This is a genomic window from Vibrio sp. 970 (assembly GCF_033339075.1).
In genome coordinates, this window is record NZ_JAWOTW010000005.1 from 129,857 (window position 1) to 152,333 (window position 22,477).

The window sequence follows — 22,477 nt, forward strand, 5'->3', positions numbered from 1 at the left end:
AAGAACATCAGAATGCTCGGTTTCTTGGGCTCCACCGAAGCATTCTGGTATTAGGAGAATACCTAACGACATTTCGCAATTCAGTTAGGTAGCGACACCCCAAGTACAACAGCAAACAGTGCCTGAAATTATCGTACTTGGGTGAGCCAGTTACTTTTTCAGAAACTGGCTGACGTCTTTTGCTTCCCAGTGTGGGAAGTGTTTACGGACAAGCGCATTAAGCTCAACTTCAAACGCAGAGATGTCCGTCAAATCGCGCTCAACCACGGCGAGGCTCTCTTTAACCATGCCGGCACCAACCGTCACGTTTGTCAGACGATCGATAATGATAAAGCCACCGGTATCTGCACAGTCTTGATAATTGTCCAGCGCGACTGACTCATTAAGAGACCATTCACACAAACCAATACCATTCAATGGCAGCTCTGCCGAGCTATGAGTCGAGAGATTATTAATGTCATATTGATGACGAATCGCTTCAACATGACCTACGGTTTTCTTACCTGCGATTTTGATGTCATAGTCACGACCCGGTTGCAGGGGTTGCTCTGTCATCCATACCACATCGGCAAGCAAATGGTTTGTGGTTTCCACTTGAGCATTATCTAGAACAATCAAATCGCCACGGCTAATATCGATCTCATCGCTTAGCGTCAGAGTGACAGCTAATCCGGCACGAGCTTCTTCGATATCACCATCAAATGTCACAATACGTGCCACAGTTGACGTTTTACCCGATGGCAATGCTTTAATGGCATCACCGACTTTGATCGAACCAGAAGAAATGGTCCCCGCAAAACCACGGAAATCGAGGTTAGGGCGATTAACGTATTGCACAGGGAAGCGGAATTCACCCGCGCCTTTTTCTTGATCCACATCGACCGTTTCAAGAAGCTCAAGCAATGATGGGCCTTTAAACCAAGTCAGGTTTTGGCCTTTATCCACAACATTGTCCCCTTCAAGCGCTGAGATCGGGATGATTTGAATATCAATATCCCCTGTCAGATTCTCAGAGAACTTCAGATACTCATCGCGGATCTCTTCAAAGCGCTCTTGGGAGTAATCCACTAAGTCCATCTTGTTGATCGCCACAACAAAGTGCTTCAAACCCAACAGGTTGGAAATGAAAGAGTGACGACGAGTTTGATCGAGAATGCCCTTACGTGCATCAACCAGAATCACAGCTAAGTCACATGTCGATGCGCCTGTAGCCATGTTACGTGTGTACTGCTCGTGTCCAGGAGTATCTGCAATGATGAATTTACGTTTCTGCGTCGAGAAATAGCGGTAAGCCACATCAATCGTGATCCCCTGCTCGCGCTCAGCTTGTAAGCCATCGACCAACAACGCAAGGTCAGGTTTTTCACCCGTGGTGCCCACACGTTGGCTGTCTGAGTGCACTGCCGCTAGCTGATCTTCATAAATTTGTTTTGAGTCATGGAGTAAGCGACCGATTAATGTACTTTTACCGTCATCCACCGAGCCACAAGTCAAGAATCTAAGTAACGACTTGTACTGGTGTTGTGTTAAATAGCCTTCGATACCAAGCTCGGCTAATTGAGCTTCAACTGCACTGTTCATTATCTTTCCTTAGATCCTTTAGAAGTAACCTTGACGTTTCTTAAGCTCCATCGATCCTGACTGATCGTGGTCGATCGCTCGGCCTTGGCGCTCACTCGACGTTGCCACCAGCATCTCTTCAATAATGCCAGTTAAAGTGTTCGCTTCAGACTCGATGGCCCCGGTCAATGGATAACAACCAAGGGTACGGAAGCGCACACTCTTCTCTTCAATCACTTCACCCGGTTGAAGCTCCATACGATCATCATCAACCATGATCAGCATGCCATCGCGTTCAACAACTGGGCGTTTGTCCGCGAGGTAAAGCGGCACGATCTCGATGTTTTCTAAATAGATGTATTGCCAGATATCAAGCTCAGTCCAGTTAGACAGCGGGAATACACGAATGCTCTCACCCTTATTAACCTGACCGTTGTACGTCTTCCATAGCTCAGGACGTTGGTTTTTAGGGTCCCATGTATGGTTCTTATCGCGGAATGAATACACGCGCTCTTTCGCCCGTGATTTCTCTTCGTCGCGGCGCGCGCCACCAAAGGCCGCATCAAAACCGTACTTGTTCAGCGCTTGTTTTAAGCCTTGAGTCTTCATGATGTCAGTGTGCTTAGAAGAACCATGAACAAACGGACTACAGCCCATGGCTAGACCTTCTGGATTCTTATGTACCAAAAGCTCAAAACCGTATTTGGCCGCGGTGCGATCACGAAATTCAATCATCTCGCGGAACTTCCAATCGGTGTCGACATGCAGCAATGGAAATGGAATCTTACCTGGGTAAAAAGCTTTACGCGCAAGGTGCAGCATCACTGATGAGTCTTTACCAATCGAATACATCATGACTGGGTTATCAAACTCAGCCGCAACTTCACGGATGATGTGGATACTCTCCGCTTCGAGTTGTTTAAGGTGAGTTAAACGTTGTTGGTCCATGTTTTGTATTTCCTTTTTAAGCTTGAAGGCGCATTACGTCTCTAATCTTTGGTCTGAAATTATATGGAGTTGGCAATAGCACTTTTGTTGAATTCAGTACTAGACAAAAACCAGTCTAACTTTTGAGACAGTCGCACTACCTCTCCGACAACAATCAAAGATGGCGACTGTGCTTCCTTCGATAAATCAGAGAGTTGGGAGAGTTCTCCCGTAAATACTTTTTGTTGAATCTGCGTGCCACGCTCAATAATGGCAATCGGAGTCGACGCTGAACGACCATGCTTAATGAGTTGATTCTGAATATAGTGTGATTTCATCAGCCCCATGTAGATCACTAAAGTCTGATTCCCACGCGCCAACGTGGACCAATCCATCTCATCACTTTCTTCTTTCAAGTGGCCAGTCACAAAGATGGCCGATTGCGCATAATCACGATGAGTCAGTGGAATACCAGCATAAGCGGTTGCGCCAGCTGCTGCGGTAATGCCAGGGACAACTTGAAAACGAACGCCGGCATCAGCAAGCACTTCTAACTCTTCACCACCACGACCGAATACAAACGGATCCCCACCTTTAATGCGCACTACTTTGTAGCCCTGCTTGGCAAAATCCACCAAAAGCTGATTCGTCTTCTCCTGCGGCACACTGTGATGCCCAGCTCGCTTCCCAACGCACACCAAAATCGTATCGCTTGGAATCAATGCCATGATTTCTTCAGACACCAAGTAGTCGTACAAAACCACATCAGCTTGCTGCAAGCAGTTCAGTGCTTTCACCGTCAGAAGTTCAGGATCGCCTGGTCCTGCACCGACTAAGGCGACTTCACCAGGCTGTAGCGATTGCTTTGCAAAACGAGTAACACCAGCGACTGGGTTGTCAGAAACTAACCGGGGCTTTGGTTTAGGGAAAGAAGTGACTGAATCGTTCGTTGCCATGTGCTTGCTCATCGTCCATTGATATCGTTATGCAAGCATTATGGCGGGGCGTTTATATTACCTGAAATTCTAAAATTTCATTTTTTATTCAAAAATCTGCTAAGAAGTTTTTGTTTGGTCTCATTCAAAAGCGTGAAAAAGTCGGCGGTTAATATGAATAAGGTTCAGTAAACTGATTAATGTTCACAGTTTTCTGTATCTTTATCATCGAGTTGCATCTGTGTTTGATACATTACGCAGTACGATTTCCCCTTATCATTGAATTGGAGCACCAAATGAAAGTGGCAGTTCATCCTATTTCCCTCGCAGTATTAAGTGGCATGCTAACGCTTGCTGGCCCAGCAATGGCCGATACCATCAAGCTTCGTATTATCGAAACCACCGACATTCACACCAACGTGATGGATTACGATTACTACAAAGACCAACCATCACAGCAAATCGGTTTAAGTCGCGCAGCAACAATAGTGAAACAAGCTAAGTCCGAGGCAGAAAACACGGTACTAGTAGATAACGGTGATTTAATTCAGGGCAGCCCAATGGGCGATTACATGGCGGCAAAGGGGATTAATCCCGGCGACGTGCACCCAGTCTACAAAGCGATGAACCAGCTAGACTACGATGTGGGCAATATTGGCAATCATGAGTTCAACTATGGCTTAGATTTTCTACAAAAGACGTTGAAGGGGGCAAACTTCCCTTACATCAACGCAAACGTATTTGATAAACAAACCGGTGAGCATTACTTCAAGCCTTACCTCATCAAAACTCATACTTTTAAAGACACAAACGGCGAAGCGCATCAAATAAAAGTGGGTTACATCGGCTTTGTACCACCACAAATTATGGTGTGGGATAAGAAGAACTTAGAAGGCAAAGTCTTTGCTAAAGACATTAAGGAAACAGCAGAGAAACTGATTCCTCAAATGAAGAAAGAAGGCGCAGACGTGATTGTGGCGATTCCACACTCGGGCATTTCTACTGATCCATACAAACTAGGCGCAGAAAACTCTGTTTACTACCTCACAGAAGTTGAAGGTATTGATGCGATTGCTTTTGGCCACTCTCACGCCGTCTTCCCAGGGAAAGACTTCGCAAACCTACCTGGTGTTGATATAGATAAAGGGACCATCAATGGTGTGACGTCAGTGATGCCTGGTCGCTGGGGAAGTCATGTAGGTGTGATGGATTTGATGCTGAAAGAGAAAGACGGCAGATGGCAAGTCGTCGAAGGCCAAGCAGAAGCACGCCCTATCTTCGATAAAGTAAATAAGAAGTCATTAGCTAAAGCCGATGAAGATATTGTGAAAGCGTTAGAAGAAGATCACAAAGGCACTCGTGAATTTGTAAACCAACCAATCGGCAAAGCAAATGATGTCATGTACAGCTTCTTGGCATTAGTGCAGGACGACCCCACCATTCAAATCGTTAACCTTGCTCAGAAAGACTACGTAGAACGCTTTATTCAAGGCGACCCAGACCTTTCTGACATTCCAGTACTGAGTGCAGCAGCACCATTTAAAGTCGGCGGTCGTAAGAACGATCCGAATAACTTTACAGAAGTAGAGTCCGGTCAGCTCACCTTCCGTAATGCGGCCGATCTTTACTTATACCCAAACACCTTGGTTGCGATGAAAGTGAAAGGTAAAGAAGTTCGCGAATGGCTAGAGTGCAGTGCGGGTCAATTCAACCACATCGACATCAACAATCCTAAACCGCAATCTTTGATTGATTGGGATAATTTCCGTACTTACAACTTCGATGTTATTGATGGGGTTAACTACCAAATCGACGTTACCCAACCGCCGAAGTACGATGCGGATTGTAAAGTGATTAATCCAGATTCTCAGCGCATTGTGAATCTGACGTTTAATGGTAATCCTGTCAATCCGAAGCAAGATTTCATCATCGCAACCAATAACTACCGTGCTTATAGCAATACTTTCCCTGGTACAGGCCCAGATTTCATTGCATTTGACGCACCAGATGAAAACCGCTCTGTCGTCGCCACTTATATTTCTCGCGTGAGTGAAGAAAAAGGAGAAGTGACACCAAGCGCTGACAACAACTGGTCTTTCGCACCGATTAAGTCCGATAACAAGCTAGATATTCGTTTCGAAACCTCCCCTAGCGATAAAGCGGCGCAGTTCATCAAAGAGAAAGGACAATACCCAATGAAACGCGTGTCAACAGACGACATTGGTTTCGCAATTTATCAAATCGATCTGAATAAATAAGGTTGATTTGACAGCAACACTAAGCGGCTCTCATGAGCCGCTTTTTTGTTATCAATAAAACCCGTTAAAATAAAGAAAACCGTTTCCGAGTTATCACATGCACATCGATCTTTTTTCAGACTTAGTCAATCATGGCTTTTTAGAGACAGAAGCAAACCAACTTATTGAAAATGGTGAGTTGCTCGAACTGCCTACACGCCACATTCTTAATCACCAAGGGGAGTTGAGCTCACACCTTTACTTCATCATTGAGGGGTTATGCCACGCAAGCTATCTCACGGAGCACGGCAAAGAATTCAGTAAAGAATTTTATTGGGAGAAGGACTGGGTTATCGGGTTTGAGAGCATAATAAAGGACCAACCTTCGCCTTACTTATTGGAAACGCTGAGCGCTTGTCAGCTATTTTGCTTGCCAATTGAAACGTTGCATCACTGGCGAGCAGAAAAGCACGCAATTTACTTAAAGCTACTCGAAAACCAACTGGTTAATAAAGAGAATAAAGAACGCTTTATGTTGCTCTACTCTCCAGAGGAACGATATCAATTATTTTGCGCTCATTACCCAGATTTAAAGCAACGTATTACCGATAGTCAAATTGCGGCCTACCTGGGCATTACGCCAATCAGTTTGAGTCGAATCAAAGCACGCTTAACCAAAGATCACACTCTCAAATAAACTCAAAAAAGAAAAAAGCTCTTCAAACGAAGAGCTTTTTCTCTGCTATTTGAGCTATTTAAGAATTCGCGCCCGGAACTGGCGCCCTTTCATCTTGCCGTTACTAATGGTTTGTAGAGCCTTTTTAGCCACAGACTTTTCGACGGCAACATAAGCGCGCACAGGGAATAGGTGAATCTTTCCGACTTGAGAGCCTGGAATACCATTTTTTCCTGTCAAACAACCTAAAATATCACCCGGTCGTACTTTCTGTTTCTTACCGCCATCAATGTTAATCGTCACCATTTTCGCTTGGTATGGCTGCTGATTTGATTTGGCAGGCAATGTTGCTGGTACCACGTCCATCTCTAGGTATTCTTCAATACGAGCTACACGTAAACCGTCTTTCTCACCAAAAAAGCTGAACGCTAAACCTTTACTACCCGCACGACCTGTACGACCAATACGGTGCACATGAACCTCAGGATCGCGCGATAGCTCAAAGTTAAAGACAGCGTCAAGATTATCAACGTCCAAACCACGCGCCGCAACGTCTGTTGCAACAAGGATAGACACACTCTTGTTAGCAAACTGCACCAATGCTTGGTCGCGTTCACGCTGCTCTAAGTCCCCATGGATATCGATAACGCTGAATCCTTTGTGATGCAACTCATCTGCGACACTTTGAACTTCTTTTTTGGTATTACAAAAAACCACCGCGGACTCTGGTTGGTGAGTCAGCAGCAAATTCGCCAACGCTTCATCACGTGCTTCCGAGCCTTCAACTTTATAGAAGTACTGCGCAATGCTTGAGGTATCATGCGTCGATTCCACCTTAATCACTTCCGGTGTCTGCATTATACGCTGCGCAATTTGCTCAATTTTCTCTGGAAAAGTAGCACTGAAAAGTAGAGTTTGGCGCTGCTTTGGCGCTGCATCGATGATTGCATCTAATGCGTCTTGGAAACCCATGTCCAACATGCGATCAGCTTCATCTAGCACCAAGGTATTCAGTTCGCTAAGATCAATTCGGCCTTTCTCAAGGTGATCCAAAATACGACCAGGAGTACCAACTAGGATATGCGCACCATGCTCTAACGAACCAATTTGTGGCCCCATTGGCATCCCACCGCAGAGAGTAAGCACTTTAATATTATGAATGCCGCGACCTAAAGTACGAATTTCCTTCGCTACTTGATCTGCAAGCTCACGTGTTGGACACAATACTAATGACTGGACACGAAAGCGTTTGACGTTGAGGTTCGATAAAACCCCTAAACCAAATGCAGCGGTTTTACCTGAGCCCGTTTTACCCTGCCCGATGACATCACGATGTTTTAGGATTGCAGGCAAGCTCAAAGCTTGAATTGGCGTCATGTGGGTATAGTTCAGGGAATCAAGTGTGGCGAGTAACGCTGGGTTCAGCCCAACTTGATCGAATGTTTGTTTGCTCACGGGGATATCCTCAGGTGAGATGGAAAGAGGGCACATTATCACCAGATTTGGTGGGAAAACCAGTGCTAATTAACCTTTGTTAATGAGTATGAGCTCAAAACAAAGTAAAGTCAGTCACTCTATTCTCATTACGGATAACAACATGCTCACTTGGATTACTTTGCCCTTTGCTCAGCTAACAACCACACAGCTGTATGAAATGATGAAATTGCGTGTGGATGTATTCGTTGTTGAACAAACCTGCCCTTACCCTGAACTTGATGGTAAGGACACACTGGAAGGCGTTTATCATCTAATAGGCTATCACGGTGATGAACTGGTTGCTTGCGCAAGATTACTGCCCGCAGGCACTACGTATGACAATGTGAGTATTGGTCGAGTGGTGACAAAGCAGACCGCGCGAGGCGGTGGCTTAGGTCATAAGTTATTGGACAAGGCCTTGGCACAATGCGAAACATTATGGCCAGGACAGACAATAGATATAGGTGCTCAAGAACACCTCATCCAGTTTTATGCTAGTCATGGATTCAAGGTTATCTCAGAGTGCTATCTTGAAGATGGTATCCCTCATGTGGATATGCGGAAAGAATCCGTAGCGCTATAAGTTTCAATTCGATTGGTTACTATGAAAACTAATCGAATTAAAAAACTAACTAAAAAGACGCGATATATTCGCGTCTTTTCATTTGAAGCGTTTACTTGTTACGCCCAAAGGTCCCATCCGACAAACGGAAAAACATAACGGACCGCCCGCTTTTTTCCAGCTGTAGCATATCTAACTCGCCTTCGTCACTAAGCTTAAAGCGAATCAACTGTCCCTGCTTTATTTGGCTTAGCGGCTTATCACTGCCTTCTATTTTGACCAGAGCGCTAAGATCCGCCATAGAGAGCTGATTACTTCTGAAAACCTGCGCTAATGTATCACCATTTTTAACCGTGTACTCTTTCCAATCTTCAGATTTCGGTCCAGAGTTCTGAGAGGTTCTCTGCTGGCTTAAACTCTGCGCGTTCAGCTCAATCGCTACGCGTTGATGATCGACCTCAGTCTGCTCAACTGGTTGATCTGTTTTATTTGGCAAAGGAATAACAAGGAGTACCAGAATCAATGGCACTAAGACCATCAAAGCACGCTGATGAAATTTAGGCAGACGCAACCAAAACTGCTTAACAGGCTGTATACGCTCCAACCATTGCTCTTTGTTGAACGGCTGCTTCCAGTCGATAGCAGCGAATTTTTGTTTAACCAATTCGACATAGTCGACTTGCTGCTTTTTCTTTCTGCGACGATTCATTGTAATGAGTCCCTTAATACTTCTACGGTCAGTATAAAAATACCGACGCGGAGAGTATATGTTTTTCACCAAACTAAAATGGAATTGGGATTAAATTAGCAGAAATTTCACTTGGAGTAAGAGATAAGTCACAACCTGGCCGCCTCAATTAAGCATTCAGTCGCAATCATTTAAACCTAAGCTCGAAACTGATATCCTGTTACCTTTATCACTCCTAATAAAGAGCGACATTCATGTCTGAAATTAAATTTGAAACTGCAGAACAAAAAGCAAGCTACGGCATTGGTCTGCAAATGGGTCAGCAACTTGCAGGCTCTGGTCTTGAAGGTCTTAGCGTTGATGCTATCGCAGCAGGTATTGCAACAGCACTAACTGGTGACATGCCATCAATCGAAATTGATGAAATCAACAAAGCACTACAAGAACTTCACACTCGTGCAGAAACAGCTCGCCAAGAAGCAGCAAAAATTGCGGCAGCAGAAGGCGAAGCGTTCCTAAAAGACAACGCTCTACGACCTGAAGTTAACGTTCTAGACTCTGGTCTTCAGTACGAAATCATTTCTGAAGGTACTGGTGCAGTTCCTACAGCAGAAAGCTCAGTTCGCGTTCACTACCACGGTGAGCTAACTGACGGTACTGTATTCGATAGCTCTGTATCTCGCGGTCAACCTGCTGAATTCCCTGTTACAGGTGTAATCAAAGGTTGGGTAGAGGCACTACAACTAATGCCTGTTGGCTCTAAGTGGAAGCTATACGTACCACAAGATCTTGCGTACGGTGAGCGTGGCGCTGGTGCGGCTATCCCTCCATTTGCAGCTTTAGTTTTCGAAGTAGAACTATTAGATATTATCTAATTGAAACCATTTTCAATTATGATTAAATAAAACGGCGCACTAGCGCCGTTTTTTTGTCTAAACTGAATAGACTTTCTCACCTCTGAACCTTTCACTCTGATAGCCTTTAAAAATAAAATCACTTTTAAAAAACGCTCAACCTTTGGAGGTACTATGCGTAAAACACTCCTAACTCTAGCACTCCTATCAATCAACATTGGTAGTGCGCACGCATTCTTAGATTCAGTCACTCAAAAAAGTAAAGAAAGTGGCCTGATGGACATGGTCGGCAGCAGCTTGAACACCGAGTCGTCTCCATTAACAGACATGCTAACTAGCCAATTACCAGTATCCACTGAGCAAGCAGCCGGAGGCAGTGGTGCACTACTCGCTTTGGCTCAAAGCCAGCTTTCGCAAGAAAATAGTAGTGAGTTACAGTCTTTGATTCCTGGACTTTCAAACTTGCAAGGAGCACAAAGCTTACTAGGAAATATTGAGAATATCAGTGCAGTAAAAAGTGCATTCGATACGTTAGGTTTAGACCCATCTATGATCAGTCAGTTTGCTCCAGTAATCTTGGATTACTTGAACAAGCAAGGCGCTAGCGAAGGGCTTCTAAGTTCGTTGGGCGGGTTGTGGAATACTAGTAAATAAGCGCAAGTGATAGTCACTTTTTAAATTGCCAGTCTGCATGGGTTGAAATAAATGCAGGCTGGATATAAAGGTTTACTGAATTACAGATACAAAAAAGCCGAGCTAATGCTCGGCTTTCTCGTTCTTACGAACTGATTACTCAGCAGCTTCTTCAGCAGCTGGGCGATCTACAAGCTCAATGTAAGCCATTGGAGCTTTATCACCAGCACGGAAGCCAGCTTTTAGGATACGAGTGTAACCGCCCTGACGAGCAGCAAAACGTGGACCTAGTTCGTTAAATAGTTTTGCAACTACTTCGTTGTCACGAGTACGTGCAAATGCTAGACGACGGTTAGCAACACTGTCAGTCTTAGCTAGTGTAATCAAAGGCTCAACTACGCGACGTAGCTCTTTTGCTTTTGGCAAAGTAGTCTTGATAACTTCATGACGTACTAGAGAGCTAGCCATGTTGCTGAACATCGCTTTGCGATGTGAGCTGTTGCGGTTGAGTTGACGACCACTCTTACGATGGCGCATGACCTAATCCTTCTAACTAGTATCGATTAATCTTCAGCGATTGATGCAGGTGGCCAGTTTTCTAGGCGCATGCCCAGAGACAGACCACGTGACGCAAGTACGTCTTTAATCTCAGTAAGAGATTTTTTACCAAGGTTAGGCGTTTTAAGTAGCTCAACCTCAGTACGTTGTACTAGATCACCGATGTAGTGAATCGCTTCTGCTTTCAAACAGTTAGCAGAGCGAACTGTTAGTTCAAGATCGTCTACAGGACGCAGTAGGATCGGATCGAATTCTGGCTTCTCTTCCTTCTCCTCAGGAACTCGTACATCACGAAGATCTACGAATGCATCCAATTGTTCAGCTAGGATTGTAGCTGCACGACGGATTGCTTCCTCAGGTTCTAGAGTACCGTTTGTTTCCATATCGATAACAAGCTTGTCTAGATCAGTACGCTGTTCTACACGAGCTGCTTCTACAGCGTAGGCAATTTTGTCTACTGGGCTGTAAGTAGCATCTACTAGTAGGCGACCGATAGGACGCTCGTCTTCTTCGTTATGGATACGCGCAGAAGCTGGAACATAACCACGACCACGTTCAACTTTGATACGCATTGCGATCTCAGCGTTGTCATCCGTCAGGTGACAAATTACGTGTTCAGGGTTAGCGATCTCTACATCACCATCATGGGTGATGTCACCTGCAACCACAGGGCCCGAGCCTGATTTGTTCAAAGTAATGAACACTTCATCTTTGCCTTCGGCAACGCGCACAGCCAAACCTTTAAGGTTTAGAAGAATTTCAAGAATATCTTCTTGAACGCCTTCTTTCGTGCTGTACTCATGAAGTACGCCTTCAATTTCTACTTCTGTTACAGCACAACCTGGCATAGAAGATAGAAGGATGCGGCGAAGTGCATTACCCAGAGTATGACCAAAGCCACGCTCTAATGGCTCAAGAGTTACTTTTGCGTGAGTCGAGCTGATTTGTTCGATGTCAACTAGACGTGGCTTAAGAAATTCTGTTACAGAACCCTGCATTGTGTCCTCTCTTTAGTTTAAACCTTACTTAGAGTAAAGCTCGACGATCAATTGTTCGTTGATGTCAGCTGATAGATCAGAACGTTCAGGCATACGCTTGAATGTACCTTCCATCTTGCCACCATCTACTTCAATCCAAGTTGGTTTTTCACGTTGTTCAGCAACTTCTAGAGCTGCTTTGATACGAGCTTGCTGTTTAGCTTTCTCGCGAATAGAAACAACGTCATTAGCCGCTACTTTGAAAGAAGGAACGTTTACAACTTTACCGTTTACTAGGATAGCTTTGTGGCTAACTAGCTGACGTGCTTCTGCGCGAGTTGCGCCAAAGCCCATGCGGTAAACTACGTTATCAAGACGACCTTCAAGAAGCTGAAGTAGGTTTTCACCAGTGTTGCCTTTTAGGCGAGCAGCTTCTTTGTAGTAGTTACGGAATTGTTTTTCTAGAACGCCGTACATACGACGTACTTTTTGCTTCTCACGAAGCTGAACGCCATACTCAGATAGACGACCGCGACGAGCGCCGTGTACACCTGGTGCGTTATCAATTTTACACTTGGTATCGATCGCGCGAACACCAGACTTAAGGAATAAGTCAGTGCCTTCACGACGGCTAAGCTTCAGCTTAGGACCCAAATATCTTGCCATGATTCTTCTCCAATTGTCCTAGAAACGTTATACGCGACGTTTCTTAGGTGGACGACAACCGTTATGAGGGATTGGTGTAGCATCAACGATGTTTGTGATGCGGAAACCAGCGGCGTTTAGTGCACGAACAGTAGATTCGCGACCTGGACCAGGACCCTTAACCATAACTTCCAAGTTCTTTAGGCCGTATTCTTTAGCCATTTCAGCACAACGCTCAGCAGCAACCTGTGCAGCGAACGGAGTAGACTTACGAGAACCACGGAAACCAGAACCACCTGCAGTAGCCCATGCAAGAGCGTTACCTTGACGGTCAGTAATGGTTACGATTGTGTTATTGAAAGAAGCATGGATGTGCGCAACGCCATCTGCAACTTGCTTGCGTACGCGCTTACGAGCGCGAGTTGGTTGTTTAGCCATTGTACTCTACCTTCCCGATTATTTCTTGATCGGCTTACGCGGACCCTTACGGGTGCGAGCGTTGGTTTTAGTACGCTGTCCACGTAGTGGTAGACTGCGACGATGACGAAGACCACGGTAACAGCCAAGGTCCATAAGACGCTTGATGTTCATAGATACTTCACGACGTAGATCACCTTCTACAGTGTACTTAGCTACACCATCACGCAGTTGATCGATCTGCTCTTCAGTTAGTTCACTGATCTTAACATTTTCAGCAATACCCACTTCAGCTAGGATAGCTTGAGAGCGAGTTTTACCGATGCCGTAGATCGCTGTTAGAGCGATTACTGCATGTTTCTGATCAGGAATGTTAATGCCTGCTATACGGGCCATTATTCACTCCTAAGTGTTTCTATAAAAGAATTAGCCGCAGCAAAGCCCGTTATGGATACGCTGCGGAATACTACTTCTTTTGCACGCAAAAGGTAGGCCGAGGAATATACTCGACCCAACCTTCATTTTCAAGTAAAAATTTCTGCTAATTAGCCTTGGCGCTGTTTGTGCTTTGGCTCACTGCAAATCACGCGAACGACACCGTTACGCTTGATTACTTTACAGTTACGGCAGATTTTTTTAACGGAAGCACGAACTTTCATTGCTAAACTCCGTAAATGAAACTGAGTCTACCGCCGGATTAACGGCCGTAGCCTTTCAGATTCGCTTTCTTCAACACAGAATCATACTGTTGAGACATCAGATGAGTCTGTACCTGTGCCATAAAGTCCATAATTACAACAACTACGATTAGTAGCGATGTACCGCCGAAGTAGAAACGTACGTTCCACGCGACCATCATGAACTCGGGAATCAGACAGATAAAGGTAATGTACAGTGCACCAGCAAGGGTTAAACGTGTCATTACTTTATCAATGTATTTCGCTGTCTGCTCACCTGGGCGGATACCGGGTACGAATGCACCAGACTTCTTCAAGTTATCTGCTGTTTCACGCGGGTTGAAAACCAACGCCGTGTAGAAGAAACAGAAGAAGATAATTGCTGCTGCATAAAGCATTACATACAACGGTTGACCTGGGCTAAGAGCCAAAGACACGTCAGTTAACCAACCGAACGCGCTGCTCTCACCGTTTTGACCAAACCACTGAGCCAATGTTCCTGGGAACAAGATAATACTTGATGCAAAAATCGCTGGAATTACACCTGCCATGTTAATTTTAAGAGGCAAGTGCGAGCTTTGCGCAGCAAATACTTTACGACCTTGTTGACGTTTCGCATAGTTAACGACGATTCGGCGTTGACCACGTTCCATGAAAACAACGAAGTAAATTACTGCAAAAGCTAATACCGCGATTAGCAACAGAAGAAGTACATGCAATTCACCTTGACGCGCTTGCTCGATTGTTTGACCGATTGCAGAAGGCAATCCAGCAACAATACCTGCAAAAATCAGTATCGAAATACCGTTACCAATTCCGCGCTCTGTAATTTGTTCACCTAACCACATCAAGAACATGGTACCGGTTACTAAACTTACGGTAGCAATTAGCGTAAACATGGTTTGGTTGATAACAACCAGATTGTCGACCATGTTTGGTAGGCCAGTTGCAATACCTATAGCTTGGAAGGTTGCAAGTACAAGCGTGCCGTAGCGTGTGTATTGGCTTATCTTACGACGGCCTGCTTCACCCTCTTTTTTGAGTTCAGCTAACGCTGGATGAACTACAGTTAGCAATTGGACAACAATAGATGCCGAAATATACGGCATGATGCCCAATGCTAATATAGATGCACGCTCAAGAGCACCACCGGAGAACATGTTAAACATTTCAACGATGGTACCTTTTTGCTGTTCGAACAAATCGGCAAGTACAGCAGCGTCAATACCAGGAATCGGCACAAAAGAGCCGGCTCGGAATACTAAAAGTGCACCAATTACGAATAACAAGCGCGACTTTAGTTCACTTAAGCCGCTCTGAGCACTACGAAAATCTTGTCCTGGTTTCTTAGCCATCTGTACCTCGTTCCTCGAGATTATTCCTCGATTTTACCGCCTGCAGCTTCGATTGCAGCTTTAGCGCCTTTAGTCACACGTAGACCTTTAACAGTCACTGCTTTGTTGATTTCACCAGAAAGAACAACTTTTACAAATTCGATGTTCTTAGTGATGATGTTAGCAGCTTTAAGACTGTTTAGATCAACTACGTCACCAGAAACTTTCGCTAGCTCAGCTAGACGAACTTCAGCAGACACTAGGCTCTTACGAGAAGTGAAACCGAATTTTGGTAGACGTTGTTTCAGAGGCATCTGACCGCCTTCGAAACCTGGACGAACACTGCCGCCAGAACGTGATTTTTGACCTTTGTGACCACGGCCACCAGTTTTACCTAGGCCTGAACCGATACCACGACCTACTCGCTTCGCAGAAGTTTTCGCGCCAGCAGCCGGTGCTAGAGTATTCAAACGCATTCTGATTACTCCTCAACTTTAACCATGTAGTAAACCTTGTTGATCATACCGCGAATACACGGAGTATCTTCAAGTTCTACTGTGTGGTTGATTTTACGAAGACCTAGACCGCGCAAAGTAGCTTTGTGCTTTGGCAGACGACCAATTGAGCTTTTAGTTTGAGTTACTTTAATAGTTGCCATGGTGTTCTTACTCCGAAATAGATTCAACAGTTAGACCACGTTTAGCAGCAACCATTTCTGGTGACTTCATGCTACCTAGTGCATCGATCGTTGCACGAACGATGTTGATAGGGTTCGTAGAACCGTACGCTTTAGATAGTACGTTGTGTACACCAGCAACTTCTAGTACTGCACGCATCGCACCACCTGCGATAACACCAGTACCTTCTGCAGCAGGCTGCATGTAAACTTTAGAGCCCGAATGGCGACCTTTCACTGGGTGGTGAAGAGTGCCTTCGTTTAGAGCGATCGTAGTCATGTTACGACGCGCTTTTTCCATTGCTTTTTGAATCGCTGCAGGTACTTCACGAGCTTTGCCGTAACCGAAACCTACACGACCGTTACCGTCACCAACTACTGTTAGTGCAGTGAAGCTCATGATTCGACCACCTTTAACCGTTTTAGAAACACGGTTAACTGCGATTAGCTTTTCTTGCAAATCATTCGCTTGAACTTGTTGTTCTTTAGCCATCTTCCAACCCTACCTTAGAATTTCAGACCAGCTTCGCGAGCAGATTCTGCTAGCGCCGCTACTCGACCGTGGTATTGGAAACCAGAACGATCAAATGCAACTGCAGTTACGCCCTTCTCTAGAGCGCGCTCAGCAATAGCTTTACCCACTGCTTTAGCTGCATCAACGTTACCAGTGTATTTCACTTGCTCACGGATCGCTTTTTCTACAGTAGAAGCTGCTGCGATAACCTCAGAGCCGTTAGCCGCGATAACCTGTGCGTACACGTGACGAGGAGTACGGTGTACAACTAGGCGAGTCGCACCCAGTTCTGCAATCTTACGACGTGCACGTGTAGCACGACGGATGCGAGATGCTTTCTTATCCATAGTGTTACCTTACTTCTTCTTAGCTTCTTTAGTACGCACATTTTCATCTGCGTAACGAACACCTTTGCCTTTGTATGGCTCAGGCTCACGGTAAGAACGAATGTCAGCCGCAACTTGACCAACTAGTTGCTTGTCAGCACCAGTGATCACGATTTCAGTTTGGCTTGGACATTCAGCTTTAATACCCGCTGGCAACTCGTGCTCAACTGGGTGTGAGAAGCCTAGTGTTAGACCTACAGCGTTGCCTTTGATAGCAGCACGGTAACCTACACCTTTAAGAGTTAGCTTCTTAGTAAAGCCTTCAGTAACACCAACAACCATGTTGTTAACTAGAGCGCGAGCAGTACCTGCTTGAGCCCATGCGTTAGCAACACCTTCTTTAGGACCGAAAGTCAGGTTATTTTCTTCCTGAGCGATTACAACTGCGTTGTTAAGAACGCGAGTTAGTTCGCCTTTCGCACCTTTTACAGTGATTTCTTGGCCGTTTAGTTTCACCTCTACGCCAGCTGGAATAGCGACAGGTGCTTTTGCAACACGAGACATAGTCTACTCCTTATTAAGCTACGTAAGCGATGATTTCACCACCAAGACCTGCTTTACGTGCAGCGCGGTCTGACATAAGACCCTTGGAAGTAGAAACGATAGCAATACCAAGACCACCCATTACAGAAGGAAGTTCATCTTTCTTCTTGTAAACACGTAGACCTGGACGAGAAACACGTTTAAGTTGCTCGATTACTGGTTTAGCTTGGAAGTACTTAAGTGTAACTTCTAGCTCAGGTTTTGCTTCGCCTTCAACAGCGAAGTCAACGATGTAACCTTCAGCTTTTAGTAGTGCAGCAATTGCAACTTTAAGCTTTGAAGAAGGCATTTTTACAGCAACTTTGTTTGCTGCCTGACCGTTACGAACGCGGGTCAGCATATCCGAAATCGGATCTTGCATGCTCATATGATTTACTCCAAATGATTAAGTGGCAATTACCAGCTAGCCTTACGAAGACCCGGAATCTCGCCTTTCATGCAAGCTTCACGAACCTTAATACGGCTTAGACCGAACTTACGTAGGTAACCGTGTGGACGACCAGTTTGGTTGCAACGGTTGCGCTGACGTGATGCACTTGAATCACGTGGAAGAGATTGCAGTGTAAGAACCGCGTTCCAACGATCTTCTTCAGATGCGTTTACATCGCTGATGATAGCTTTTAGCGCTGCACGCTTTTCAGCGAACTTAGCTACTAGCTTCGCACGTTTTGCTTCACGTGCTTTCATTGAATTTTTAGCCATAACAGTAACCCTTCACCTTACTTACGGAATGGGAAGTTAAAGGCAGCCAGCAGAGCACGGCCTTCCTCATCAGTACCAGCAGACGTCGTAATAGTGATGTCTAGACCGCGTACTCGATCAACTTTATCAAAGTCGATTTCCGGGAAGATGATTTGCTCGCGAACGCCCATGCTGTAGTTACCGCGACCGTCAAAAGACTTAGCGCTAACACCACGGAAGTCACGTACACGTGGAAGAGCGATGTTAATTAAACGCTCAAGAAAATCCCACATACGTTCGCCACGCAAGGTTACTTTACAACCGATAGGGTAGCCTTCACGGATTTTGAAACCTGCAACAGATTTGCGCGCTTTTGTGATAAGTGGCTTTTGACCAGAGATCGTTGCCATATCAGACGCTGCATTTTCTAGCAGTTTCTTATCGTTGATTGCTTCACCAACACCCATGTTTAGGGTGATTTTCTCGATTCTAGGGACTTGCATGACGCTTGTGTAACCGAACTGTTTGGTCAGTTCAGCGACTACAGACGACTTGTAGTAATCATGCAGTTTCGCCATAGTAGAACTCCAAATTACTTCTATTAGTTAGAAACGGTTTCGCCGTTAGACTTGAAGAAACGAACTTTTTTGCCGTCTTCAAAACGGAAACCGATACGGTCAGCTTTACCAGTAGCTGCGTTAAAGATAGCCACGTTAGAAACGTCGATAGCTGCTTCTTGCTCTACGATACCGCCTTGGATACCCATAGCTGGAACAGGTTTCTGATGTTTCTTAACTAGGTTGATACCTTCAACGATAACTTTACCAGTTGCTAGAACCTTAGTTACTTTACCTTTCTTGCCTTTGTCTTTACCAGCAAGAACGATTACTTCGTCATTACGACGGATTTTAGCTGCCATTTCTACGTGCTCCTTACAGAACTTCTGGAGCCAGTGAAACGATCTTCATGAACTTATCGCCACGAAGTTCGCGTGTCACAGGACCAAAGATACGTGTACCGATTGGTTGCTCAGTATTGTCGTTTAGCAATACGCAAGCATTTCGGTCGAAGCGAATGACAGAACCGTCAGGACGACGTACGCCTTTACGGGTGCGCACTACCACCGCCTTCAGAACATCACCTTTTTTAACTTTACCGCGAGGGATTGCTTCCTTCACAGTAACTTTGATGACGTCACCGATATGTGCATAACGGCGGTGAGAGCCACCCAGAACCTTAATACACATTACGCTGCGTGCGCCTGAGTTATCAGCTGCGTCCAGCATACTTTGCATTTGGATCATGTTAGTGCTCCGCTAAATATTAATAACTAGACCCATCACGGGTCGGGCTGCCTCTTTAAAAGGGACGCGAATTGTACCACCCTTTTTTGTGATTGGGTAGTCAAAAAATAAACGGCTCCAAAAATATTTTGGAGCCGCTTTAGTTTCATAGAATTAACGAGATTAAATCTTCGCCTTTTCTAGAACTTTTACCAAAGTCCAAGACTTAGTCTTAGACAGTGGACGACACTCTGCGATTTCAACTGTGTCGCCTAGGCCACACTCGTTGTTCTCGTCATGTGCGTGTACTTTAGTCGTACGTTTTACGTATTTACCGTAGATTGGGTGTTTTACGAAACGTTCGATAGCAACAGTGATAGACTTGTCCATCTTGTCGCTAACAACACGACCTTGTTGAGTACGTTTTACTTCGCTCATTATGCGCCTGCCTTCTCAGTCAAAACAGTTTTCACACGTGCGATATCACGGCGTACAGCTTTCAGAGTATGAGTTTGCTGTAGTTGACCAGTCGCAGCTTGCATGCGCAAGTTGAACTGTTCGCGTAGCAAATTCATTAGCTCAGCGTTAAGCTCTTCAACGCTTTTCTCGCGTAGATCTTGTGCTTTCATCACATCACCTGCTTAGTTACAAATGTAGTTTTGAAAGGCAGTTTACGTGCCGCAAGACGGAACGCTTCACGTGCCAATTCTTCAGGTACACCACCCATTTCGTACATAACCTTACCAGGTTGGATTTGGGCTACCCAGTACTCAACGTTACCTTTACCCTTACCTTGACGAACTTCAAGTGGTTTTTCTGTGATTGGTTTGTCTGGGAACACACGGATCCAGATTTTACCTTGACGCTTAACGTGACGTGTCATTGCACGACGTGCCGCTTCGATTTGACGAGCAGTTAGACGACCACGGCCAACAGCTTTAAGACCGAATTCGCCGAAGCTTACATCAGTACCTTTAGCTAGACCACGGTTACGACCAGTCTGAACCTTACGGAACTTAGTACGTTTAGGTTGTAGCATCTGTCGACTCCTTACTTACGGCCTTTACGCTGCTTCTTAGGCTTGTCGCCTTTAGGCTCTACAGCGTTAGCTGCTGGCATACCACCTAGGATTTCACCTTTGAAGATCCAAGTTTTAATGCCGATCACACCGTATTGAGTGTGAGCCGAAGAAGTTGCGTAATCAATGTCAGCACGTAGAGTGTGTAGAGGCACACGGCCTTCACGGTACCACTCTGAACGTGCGATTTCAGCGCCGCCTAGACGACCGCTTACTTCCACTTTGATACCTTTAGCGCCTAGGCGCATAGCGTTTTGTACTGCGCGCTTCATAGCACGACGGAACATAACACGACGCTCTAGCTGAGACGCGATGCTGTCACCAACAAGTTGCGCATCTAGTTCAGGCTTACGTACTTCAGCGATGTTAATTTGCGCTGGTACACCTGCAATTTTAGCTACAGCTGCGCGTAGCTTCTCAACGTCTTCACCTTTCTTACCGATAACAACGCCTGGACGAGCAGTGTGAATAGTCACACGGATGCTCTTAGCAGGACGCTCGATAACGATACGTGATAGAGACGCTTTTTTCAGTTCACTTGTAAGGAACTGACGTACCTTGAAGTCGCCGTCTAGGTTGTCAGCGAAATCTTTGGTGTTAGCAAACCATGTAGCATTCCAAGGCTTAACGATGCCTAGACGAATACCATTTGGATGTACTTTTTGACCCATTGCTTACTCTCCTAGTCTCTAGCGATCTGCTACAACAACAGTGATGTGGCTTGAACGCTTCAAGATACGATCCGCACGACCTTTAGCACGAGGCATAATACGCTTCATGGTTGGGCCTTCATCTACAAAGATTTTTGCGACATTCAGATCGTCAATATCTGCACCTTCGTTGTGCTCCGCGTTAGCGATAGCAGACTCTAGAACTTTCTTAACTAGTGCAGCAGCTTTTTTGTTGCTGAACGTTAGGATTTCTAGAGCTTGGTCAACAGATTTACCACGGATTAGATCCGCAACTAAGCGAGCTTTCTGAGGCGAAATGCGAGCAAAGTTATGTTTAGCAATTGCTTCCATTATCTACTCCTTAGCGCTTCTTAGCTTTCTTATCCGCAGCGTGACCGCGGTAAGTACGTGTTGGTGCGAATTCACCCAGTTTGTGACCGATCATTTCATCAGTTACAAATACTGGTACGTGCTGACGACCATTATGGACAGCGATGGTCAAACCGATCATCGTAGGGATGATCATTGAACGACGGGACCAAGTCTTAATAGGCTTTTTGTCTCCGCTTTCCACCGCTTTCTCTACCTTCTTCAGCAAGTGTAGGTCAATAAAAGGACCTTTCTTGAGAGAACGTGGCATGGCGATTCCTCTTTATATAGATTACTTGTTACGACGACGTACGATGTACTTGTCAGTGCGTTTGTTCTTACGAGTCTTGAAGCCTTTAGTAGGCATACCCCAAGGAGATACTGGGTGACGACCACCAGAAGTACGGCCTTCACCACCACCATGTGGGTGGTCAATCGGGTTCATTACAACACCACGAACCGTTGGACGGATACCGCGATGACGTGATGCACCTGCTTTACCAAGTTCACGTAGCATGTGCTCAGAGTTACCAACTTCACCGATTGTTGCACGGCCTTCAGAAAGAACTTTGCGCATCTCGCCAGAACGTAGACGGATAGTTACGTACGCACCGTCGCGAGCAACGATTTGAGCGTAAGCACCAGCCGAACGAGCTAGCTGACCACCTTTACCAGGCTTAAGTTCAACGTTATGTACTGTTGAACCTACTGGGATATTACGCATTGGTAGAGTGTTACCAGCTTTGATTGGTGCATCAACACCAGACTGAATAACATCACCAGCTACAACACCTTTAGGTGCTAGGATGTAGCGACGCTCACCGTCTTTGTAAAGAACTAGAGCAATGTTTGCGCTACGGTTTGGATCGTATTCAAGACGCTCAACTGTCGCTGGAATACCATCTTTAGTACGTTTGAAGTCAACTACACGGTAGTGGTGCTTGTGACCACCGCCGATGTGACGTACTGTGATACGACCCTTGTTGTTACGACCACCGTTCTTAGAGTTTTTCTCTAGAAGAGGTGCGTATGGCTTGCCCTTGTGTAGGTCAGCGTTAACAACTTTAACAACGTGACGACGACCAGGGGAAGTCGGCTTACATTTAACAATAGCCATTTT

At 45.4% G+C, this 22,477-nt stretch carries 34 protein-coding genes; 5 read left to right on the forward strand and 29 right to left on the reverse strand.

The genetic code is table 11. From position 1 onward, the window contains the following. Positions 1 to 150: 150 nt before the first annotated feature. From cysN to cobA, 3 genes are read right to left on the reverse strand one after another with little or no spacing between them, the layout of a single operon-like run. On the reverse strand, positions 151 to 1,581 hold the full coding sequence (cysN, locus tag R7Q11_RS09370) for a sulfate adenylyltransferase subunit CysN (RefSeq protein ID WP_017633444.1): 1,431 nt from the start codon (positions 1,579 to 1,581) through the stop codon (positions 151 to 153). A gap of 18 nt (positions 1,582 to 1,599) precedes the next feature. Further along, positions 1,600 to 2,508: a sulfate adenylyltransferase subunit CysD gene (gene cysD / locus R7Q11_RS09375; protein ID WP_005379592.1), complete on the reverse strand. Its 909-nt coding sequence runs from the start codon at positions 2,506 to 2,508 to the stop codon at positions 1,600 to 1,602. A 59-nt stretch (positions 2,509 to 2,567) separates the two neighbouring features. After that, positions 2,568 to 3,443 carry a uroporphyrinogen-III C-methyltransferase gene (gene cobA, locus R7Q11_RS09380; RefSeq protein WP_031780800.1) on the reverse strand — a complete coding sequence of 292 codons (876 nt, stop codon included), beginning with the start codon at positions 3,441 to 3,443 and terminating at the stop codon, positions 2,568 to 2,570. A gap of 275 nt (positions 3,444 to 3,718) precedes the next feature. Here cobA and cpdB point away from each other — a divergent pair, with 275 nt between their 5' ends. Next, complete coding sequence (cpdB, locus tag R7Q11_RS09385; RefSeq protein ID WP_225466396.1) at positions 3,719 to 5,680, forward strand: 2',3'-cyclic-nucleotide 2'-phosphodiesterase; 1,962 nt, start codon at positions 3,719 to 3,721, stop codon at positions 5,678 to 5,680. Positions 5,681 to 5,777: 97 nt separating this feature from the next. Continuing rightward, positions 5,778 to 6,356, forward strand: coding sequence for a Crp/Fnr family transcriptional regulator (locus R7Q11_RS09390; protein WP_005379584.1), 579 nt, complete (start codon positions 5,778 to 5,780; stop codon positions 6,354 to 6,356). 54 nt (positions 6,357 to 6,410) lie between these two features. Here the strand turns inward: R7Q11_RS09390 and dbpA are convergent, their stop codons facing one another. Beyond that, entirely contained in the window at positions 6,411 to 7,790 is a 1,380-nt protein-coding gene (dbpA, locus tag R7Q11_RS09395) for an ATP-dependent RNA helicase DbpA (protein WP_005379583.1), read from the reverse strand. A gap of 142 nt (positions 7,791 to 7,932) precedes the next feature. Here dbpA and R7Q11_RS09400 point away from each other — a divergent pair, with 142 nt between their 5' ends. Next, entirely contained in the window at positions 7,933 to 8,394 is a 462-nt protein-coding gene (locus tag R7Q11_RS09400) for a GNAT family N-acetyltransferase (RefSeq protein ID WP_017820295.1), read from the forward strand. Between the two features lie 91 nt (positions 8,395 to 8,485). Here the strand turns inward: R7Q11_RS09400 and R7Q11_RS09405 are convergent, their stop codons facing one another. After that, positions 8,486 to 9,082, reverse strand: coding sequence for a LysM-like peptidoglycan-binding domain-containing protein (locus tag R7Q11_RS09405; RefSeq protein WP_017820296.1), 597 nt, complete (start codon positions 9,080 to 9,082; stop codon positions 8,486 to 8,488). Positions 9,083 to 9,315: 233 nt separating this feature from the next. Between R7Q11_RS09405 and R7Q11_RS09410 the strand changes: the two genes are divergently transcribed. Together R7Q11_RS09410 and R7Q11_RS09415 are read left to right on the forward strand one after the other, a co-directional pair. Next, positions 9,316 to 9,936 carry an FKBP-type peptidyl-prolyl cis-trans isomerase gene (locus tag R7Q11_RS09410; protein WP_005383137.1) on the forward strand — a complete coding sequence of 207 codons (621 nt, stop codon included), beginning with the start codon at positions 9,316 to 9,318 and terminating at the stop codon, positions 9,934 to 9,936. Between the two features lie 153 nt (positions 9,937 to 10,089). Continuing rightward, positions 10,090 to 10,569: a DUF2780 domain-containing protein gene (locus R7Q11_RS09415; protein WP_017820297.1), complete on the forward strand. Its 480-nt coding sequence runs from the start codon at positions 10,090 to 10,092 to the stop codon at positions 10,567 to 10,569. A 135-nt stretch (positions 10,570 to 10,704) separates the two neighbouring features. Here the strand turns inward: R7Q11_RS09415 and rplQ are convergent, their stop codons facing one another. The 24 genes from rplQ to rplB all read right to left on the reverse strand — a co-directional run bounded on the left by rplQ (position 10,705) and on the right by rplB (position 22,474). Next, the gene (gene rplQ, locus R7Q11_RS09420) at positions 10,705 to 11,085 is read right to left on the reverse strand and encodes a 50S ribosomal protein L17 (protein WP_005383141.1); all 381 of its coding nucleotides are present in this window, start codon (positions 11,083 to 11,085) and stop codon (positions 10,705 to 10,707) included. Between the two features lie 26 nt (positions 11,086 to 11,111). Beyond that, positions 11,112 to 12,104, reverse strand: a complete 993-nt coding sequence (locus R7Q11_RS09425) for a DNA-directed RNA polymerase subunit alpha (protein WP_005383143.1) — start codon at positions 12,102 to 12,104, stop codon at positions 11,112 to 11,114. Between the two features lie 24 nt (positions 12,105 to 12,128). Continuing rightward, positions 12,129 to 12,749: a 30S ribosomal protein S4 gene (gene rpsD / locus R7Q11_RS09430; RefSeq protein ID WP_005383146.1), complete on the reverse strand. Its 621-nt coding sequence runs from the start codon at positions 12,747 to 12,749 to the stop codon at positions 12,129 to 12,131. A 27-nt stretch (positions 12,750 to 12,776) separates the two neighbouring features. Then, positions 12,777 to 13,166: a 30S ribosomal protein S11 gene (gene rpsK, locus R7Q11_RS09435; protein ID WP_001118870.1), complete on the reverse strand. Its 390-nt coding sequence runs from the start codon at positions 13,164 to 13,166 to the stop codon at positions 12,777 to 12,779. Positions 13,167 to 13,184: 18 nt separating this feature from the next. Further along, positions 13,185 to 13,541, reverse strand: coding sequence for a 30S ribosomal protein S13 (rpsM, locus tag R7Q11_RS09440; protein WP_005383154.1), 357 nt, complete (start codon positions 13,539 to 13,541; stop codon positions 13,185 to 13,187). Positions 13,542 to 13,690: 149 nt separating this feature from the next. After that, a complete protein-coding gene (gene rpmJ, locus R7Q11_RS09445) occupies positions 13,691 to 13,804 on the reverse strand; it encodes a 50S ribosomal protein L36 (RefSeq protein ID WP_000868186.1) in 114 nt (37 codons plus the stop codon). A gap of 38 nt (positions 13,805 to 13,842) precedes the next feature. Further along, complete coding sequence (gene secY, locus R7Q11_RS09450; RefSeq protein WP_005379562.1) at positions 13,843 to 15,177, reverse strand: preprotein translocase subunit SecY; 1,335 nt, start codon at positions 15,175 to 15,177, stop codon at positions 13,843 to 13,845. A gap of 20 nt (positions 15,178 to 15,197) precedes the next feature. Next, entirely contained in the window at positions 15,198 to 15,632 is a 435-nt protein-coding gene (rplO, locus tag R7Q11_RS09455; RefSeq protein WP_005383155.1) for a 50S ribosomal protein L15, read from the reverse strand. A gap of 5 nt (positions 15,633 to 15,637) precedes the next feature. Continuing rightward, positions 15,638 to 15,814 carry a 50S ribosomal protein L30 gene (rpmD, locus tag R7Q11_RS09460; protein WP_005379565.1) on the reverse strand — a complete coding sequence of 59 codons (177 nt, stop codon included), beginning with the start codon at positions 15,812 to 15,814 and terminating at the stop codon, positions 15,638 to 15,640. Between the two features lie 7 nt (positions 15,815 to 15,821). Next, complete coding sequence (gene rpsE / locus R7Q11_RS09465) at positions 15,822 to 16,325, reverse strand: 30S ribosomal protein S5 (RefSeq protein ID WP_004745894.1); 504 nt, start codon at positions 16,323 to 16,325, stop codon at positions 15,822 to 15,824. A 14-nt stretch (positions 16,326 to 16,339) separates the two neighbouring features. After that, on the reverse strand, positions 16,340 to 16,693 hold the full coding sequence (rplR, locus tag R7Q11_RS09470) for a 50S ribosomal protein L18 (protein ID WP_005379568.1): 354 nt from the start codon (positions 16,691 to 16,693) through the stop codon (positions 16,340 to 16,342). A gap of 9 nt (positions 16,694 to 16,702) precedes the next feature. Beyond that, entirely contained in the window at positions 16,703 to 17,236 is a 534-nt protein-coding gene (gene rplF / locus R7Q11_RS09475; RefSeq protein WP_005379570.1) for a 50S ribosomal protein L6, read from the reverse strand. A 13-nt stretch (positions 17,237 to 17,249) separates the two neighbouring features. Beyond that, positions 17,250 to 17,642 (reverse strand): 30S ribosomal protein S8, encoded by a 393-nt coding sequence (gene rpsH, locus R7Q11_RS09480; protein WP_005379572.1) that lies wholly within the window; start codon positions 17,640 to 17,642, stop codon positions 17,250 to 17,252. Between the two features lie 29 nt (positions 17,643 to 17,671). Further along, positions 17,672 to 17,977, reverse strand: coding sequence for a 30S ribosomal protein S14 (gene rpsN / locus R7Q11_RS09485; RefSeq protein ID WP_004410442.1), 306 nt, complete (start codon positions 17,975 to 17,977; stop codon positions 17,672 to 17,674). Between the two features lie 17 nt (positions 17,978 to 17,994). Beyond that, positions 17,995 to 18,534 (reverse strand): 50S ribosomal protein L5, encoded by a 540-nt coding sequence (rplE, locus tag R7Q11_RS09490; RefSeq protein ID WP_005379573.1) that lies wholly within the window; start codon positions 18,532 to 18,534, stop codon positions 17,995 to 17,997. Positions 18,535 to 18,557: 23 nt separating this feature from the next. Further along, positions 18,558 to 18,875, reverse strand: a complete 318-nt coding sequence (gene rplX / locus R7Q11_RS09495) for a 50S ribosomal protein L24 (protein ID WP_005379574.1) — start codon at positions 18,873 to 18,875, stop codon at positions 18,558 to 18,560. Positions 18,876 to 18,888: 13 nt separating this feature from the next. Then, positions 18,889 to 19,260 carry a 50S ribosomal protein L14 gene (rplN, locus tag R7Q11_RS09500; protein ID WP_004410450.1) on the reverse strand — a complete coding sequence of 124 codons (372 nt, stop codon included), beginning with the start codon at positions 19,258 to 19,260 and terminating at the stop codon, positions 18,889 to 18,891. A gap of 162 nt (positions 19,261 to 19,422) precedes the next feature. Then, positions 19,423 to 19,677: a 30S ribosomal protein S17 gene (gene rpsQ / locus R7Q11_RS09505; protein WP_005379575.1), complete on the reverse strand. Its 255-nt coding sequence runs from the start codon at positions 19,675 to 19,677 to the stop codon at positions 19,423 to 19,425. Then, positions 19,677 to 19,868 (reverse strand): 50S ribosomal protein L29, encoded by a 192-nt coding sequence (gene rpmC / locus R7Q11_RS09510; RefSeq protein WP_005379576.1) that lies wholly within the window; start codon positions 19,866 to 19,868, stop codon positions 19,677 to 19,679. Before rpmC ends, rpsQ begins: the two co-directional genes overlap by 1 nt. Next, on the reverse strand, positions 19,868 to 20,278 hold the full coding sequence (gene rplP / locus R7Q11_RS09515) for a 50S ribosomal protein L16 (protein ID WP_005379577.1): 411 nt from the start codon (positions 20,276 to 20,278) through the stop codon (positions 19,868 to 19,870). The genes rpmC and rplP overlap by 1 nt, the downstream gene beginning before the upstream one ends. An 11-nt stretch (positions 20,279 to 20,289) precedes the next feature. Beyond that, positions 20,290 to 20,988 carry a 30S ribosomal protein S3 gene (rpsC, locus tag R7Q11_RS09520; RefSeq protein ID WP_005383161.1) on the reverse strand — a complete coding sequence of 233 codons (699 nt, stop codon included), beginning with the start codon at positions 20,986 to 20,988 and terminating at the stop codon, positions 20,290 to 20,292. Positions 20,989 to 21,006: 18 nt separating this feature from the next. Beyond that, positions 21,007 to 21,339, reverse strand: coding sequence for a 50S ribosomal protein L22 (gene rplV / locus R7Q11_RS09525; protein WP_005383164.1), 333 nt, complete (start codon positions 21,337 to 21,339; stop codon positions 21,007 to 21,009). A gap of 10 nt (positions 21,340 to 21,349) precedes the next feature. Further along, a complete protein-coding gene (rpsS, locus tag R7Q11_RS09530; RefSeq protein ID WP_004394525.1) occupies positions 21,350 to 21,628 on the reverse strand; it encodes a 30S ribosomal protein S19 in 279 nt (92 codons plus the stop codon). 21 nt (positions 21,629 to 21,649) lie between these two features. Beyond that, a complete protein-coding gene (gene rplB, locus R7Q11_RS09535) occupies positions 21,650 to 22,474 on the reverse strand; it encodes a 50S ribosomal protein L2 (protein ID WP_005383168.1) in 825 nt (274 codons plus the stop codon). Between the last annotated feature and the right edge of the window lie 3 nt (positions 22,475 to 22,477).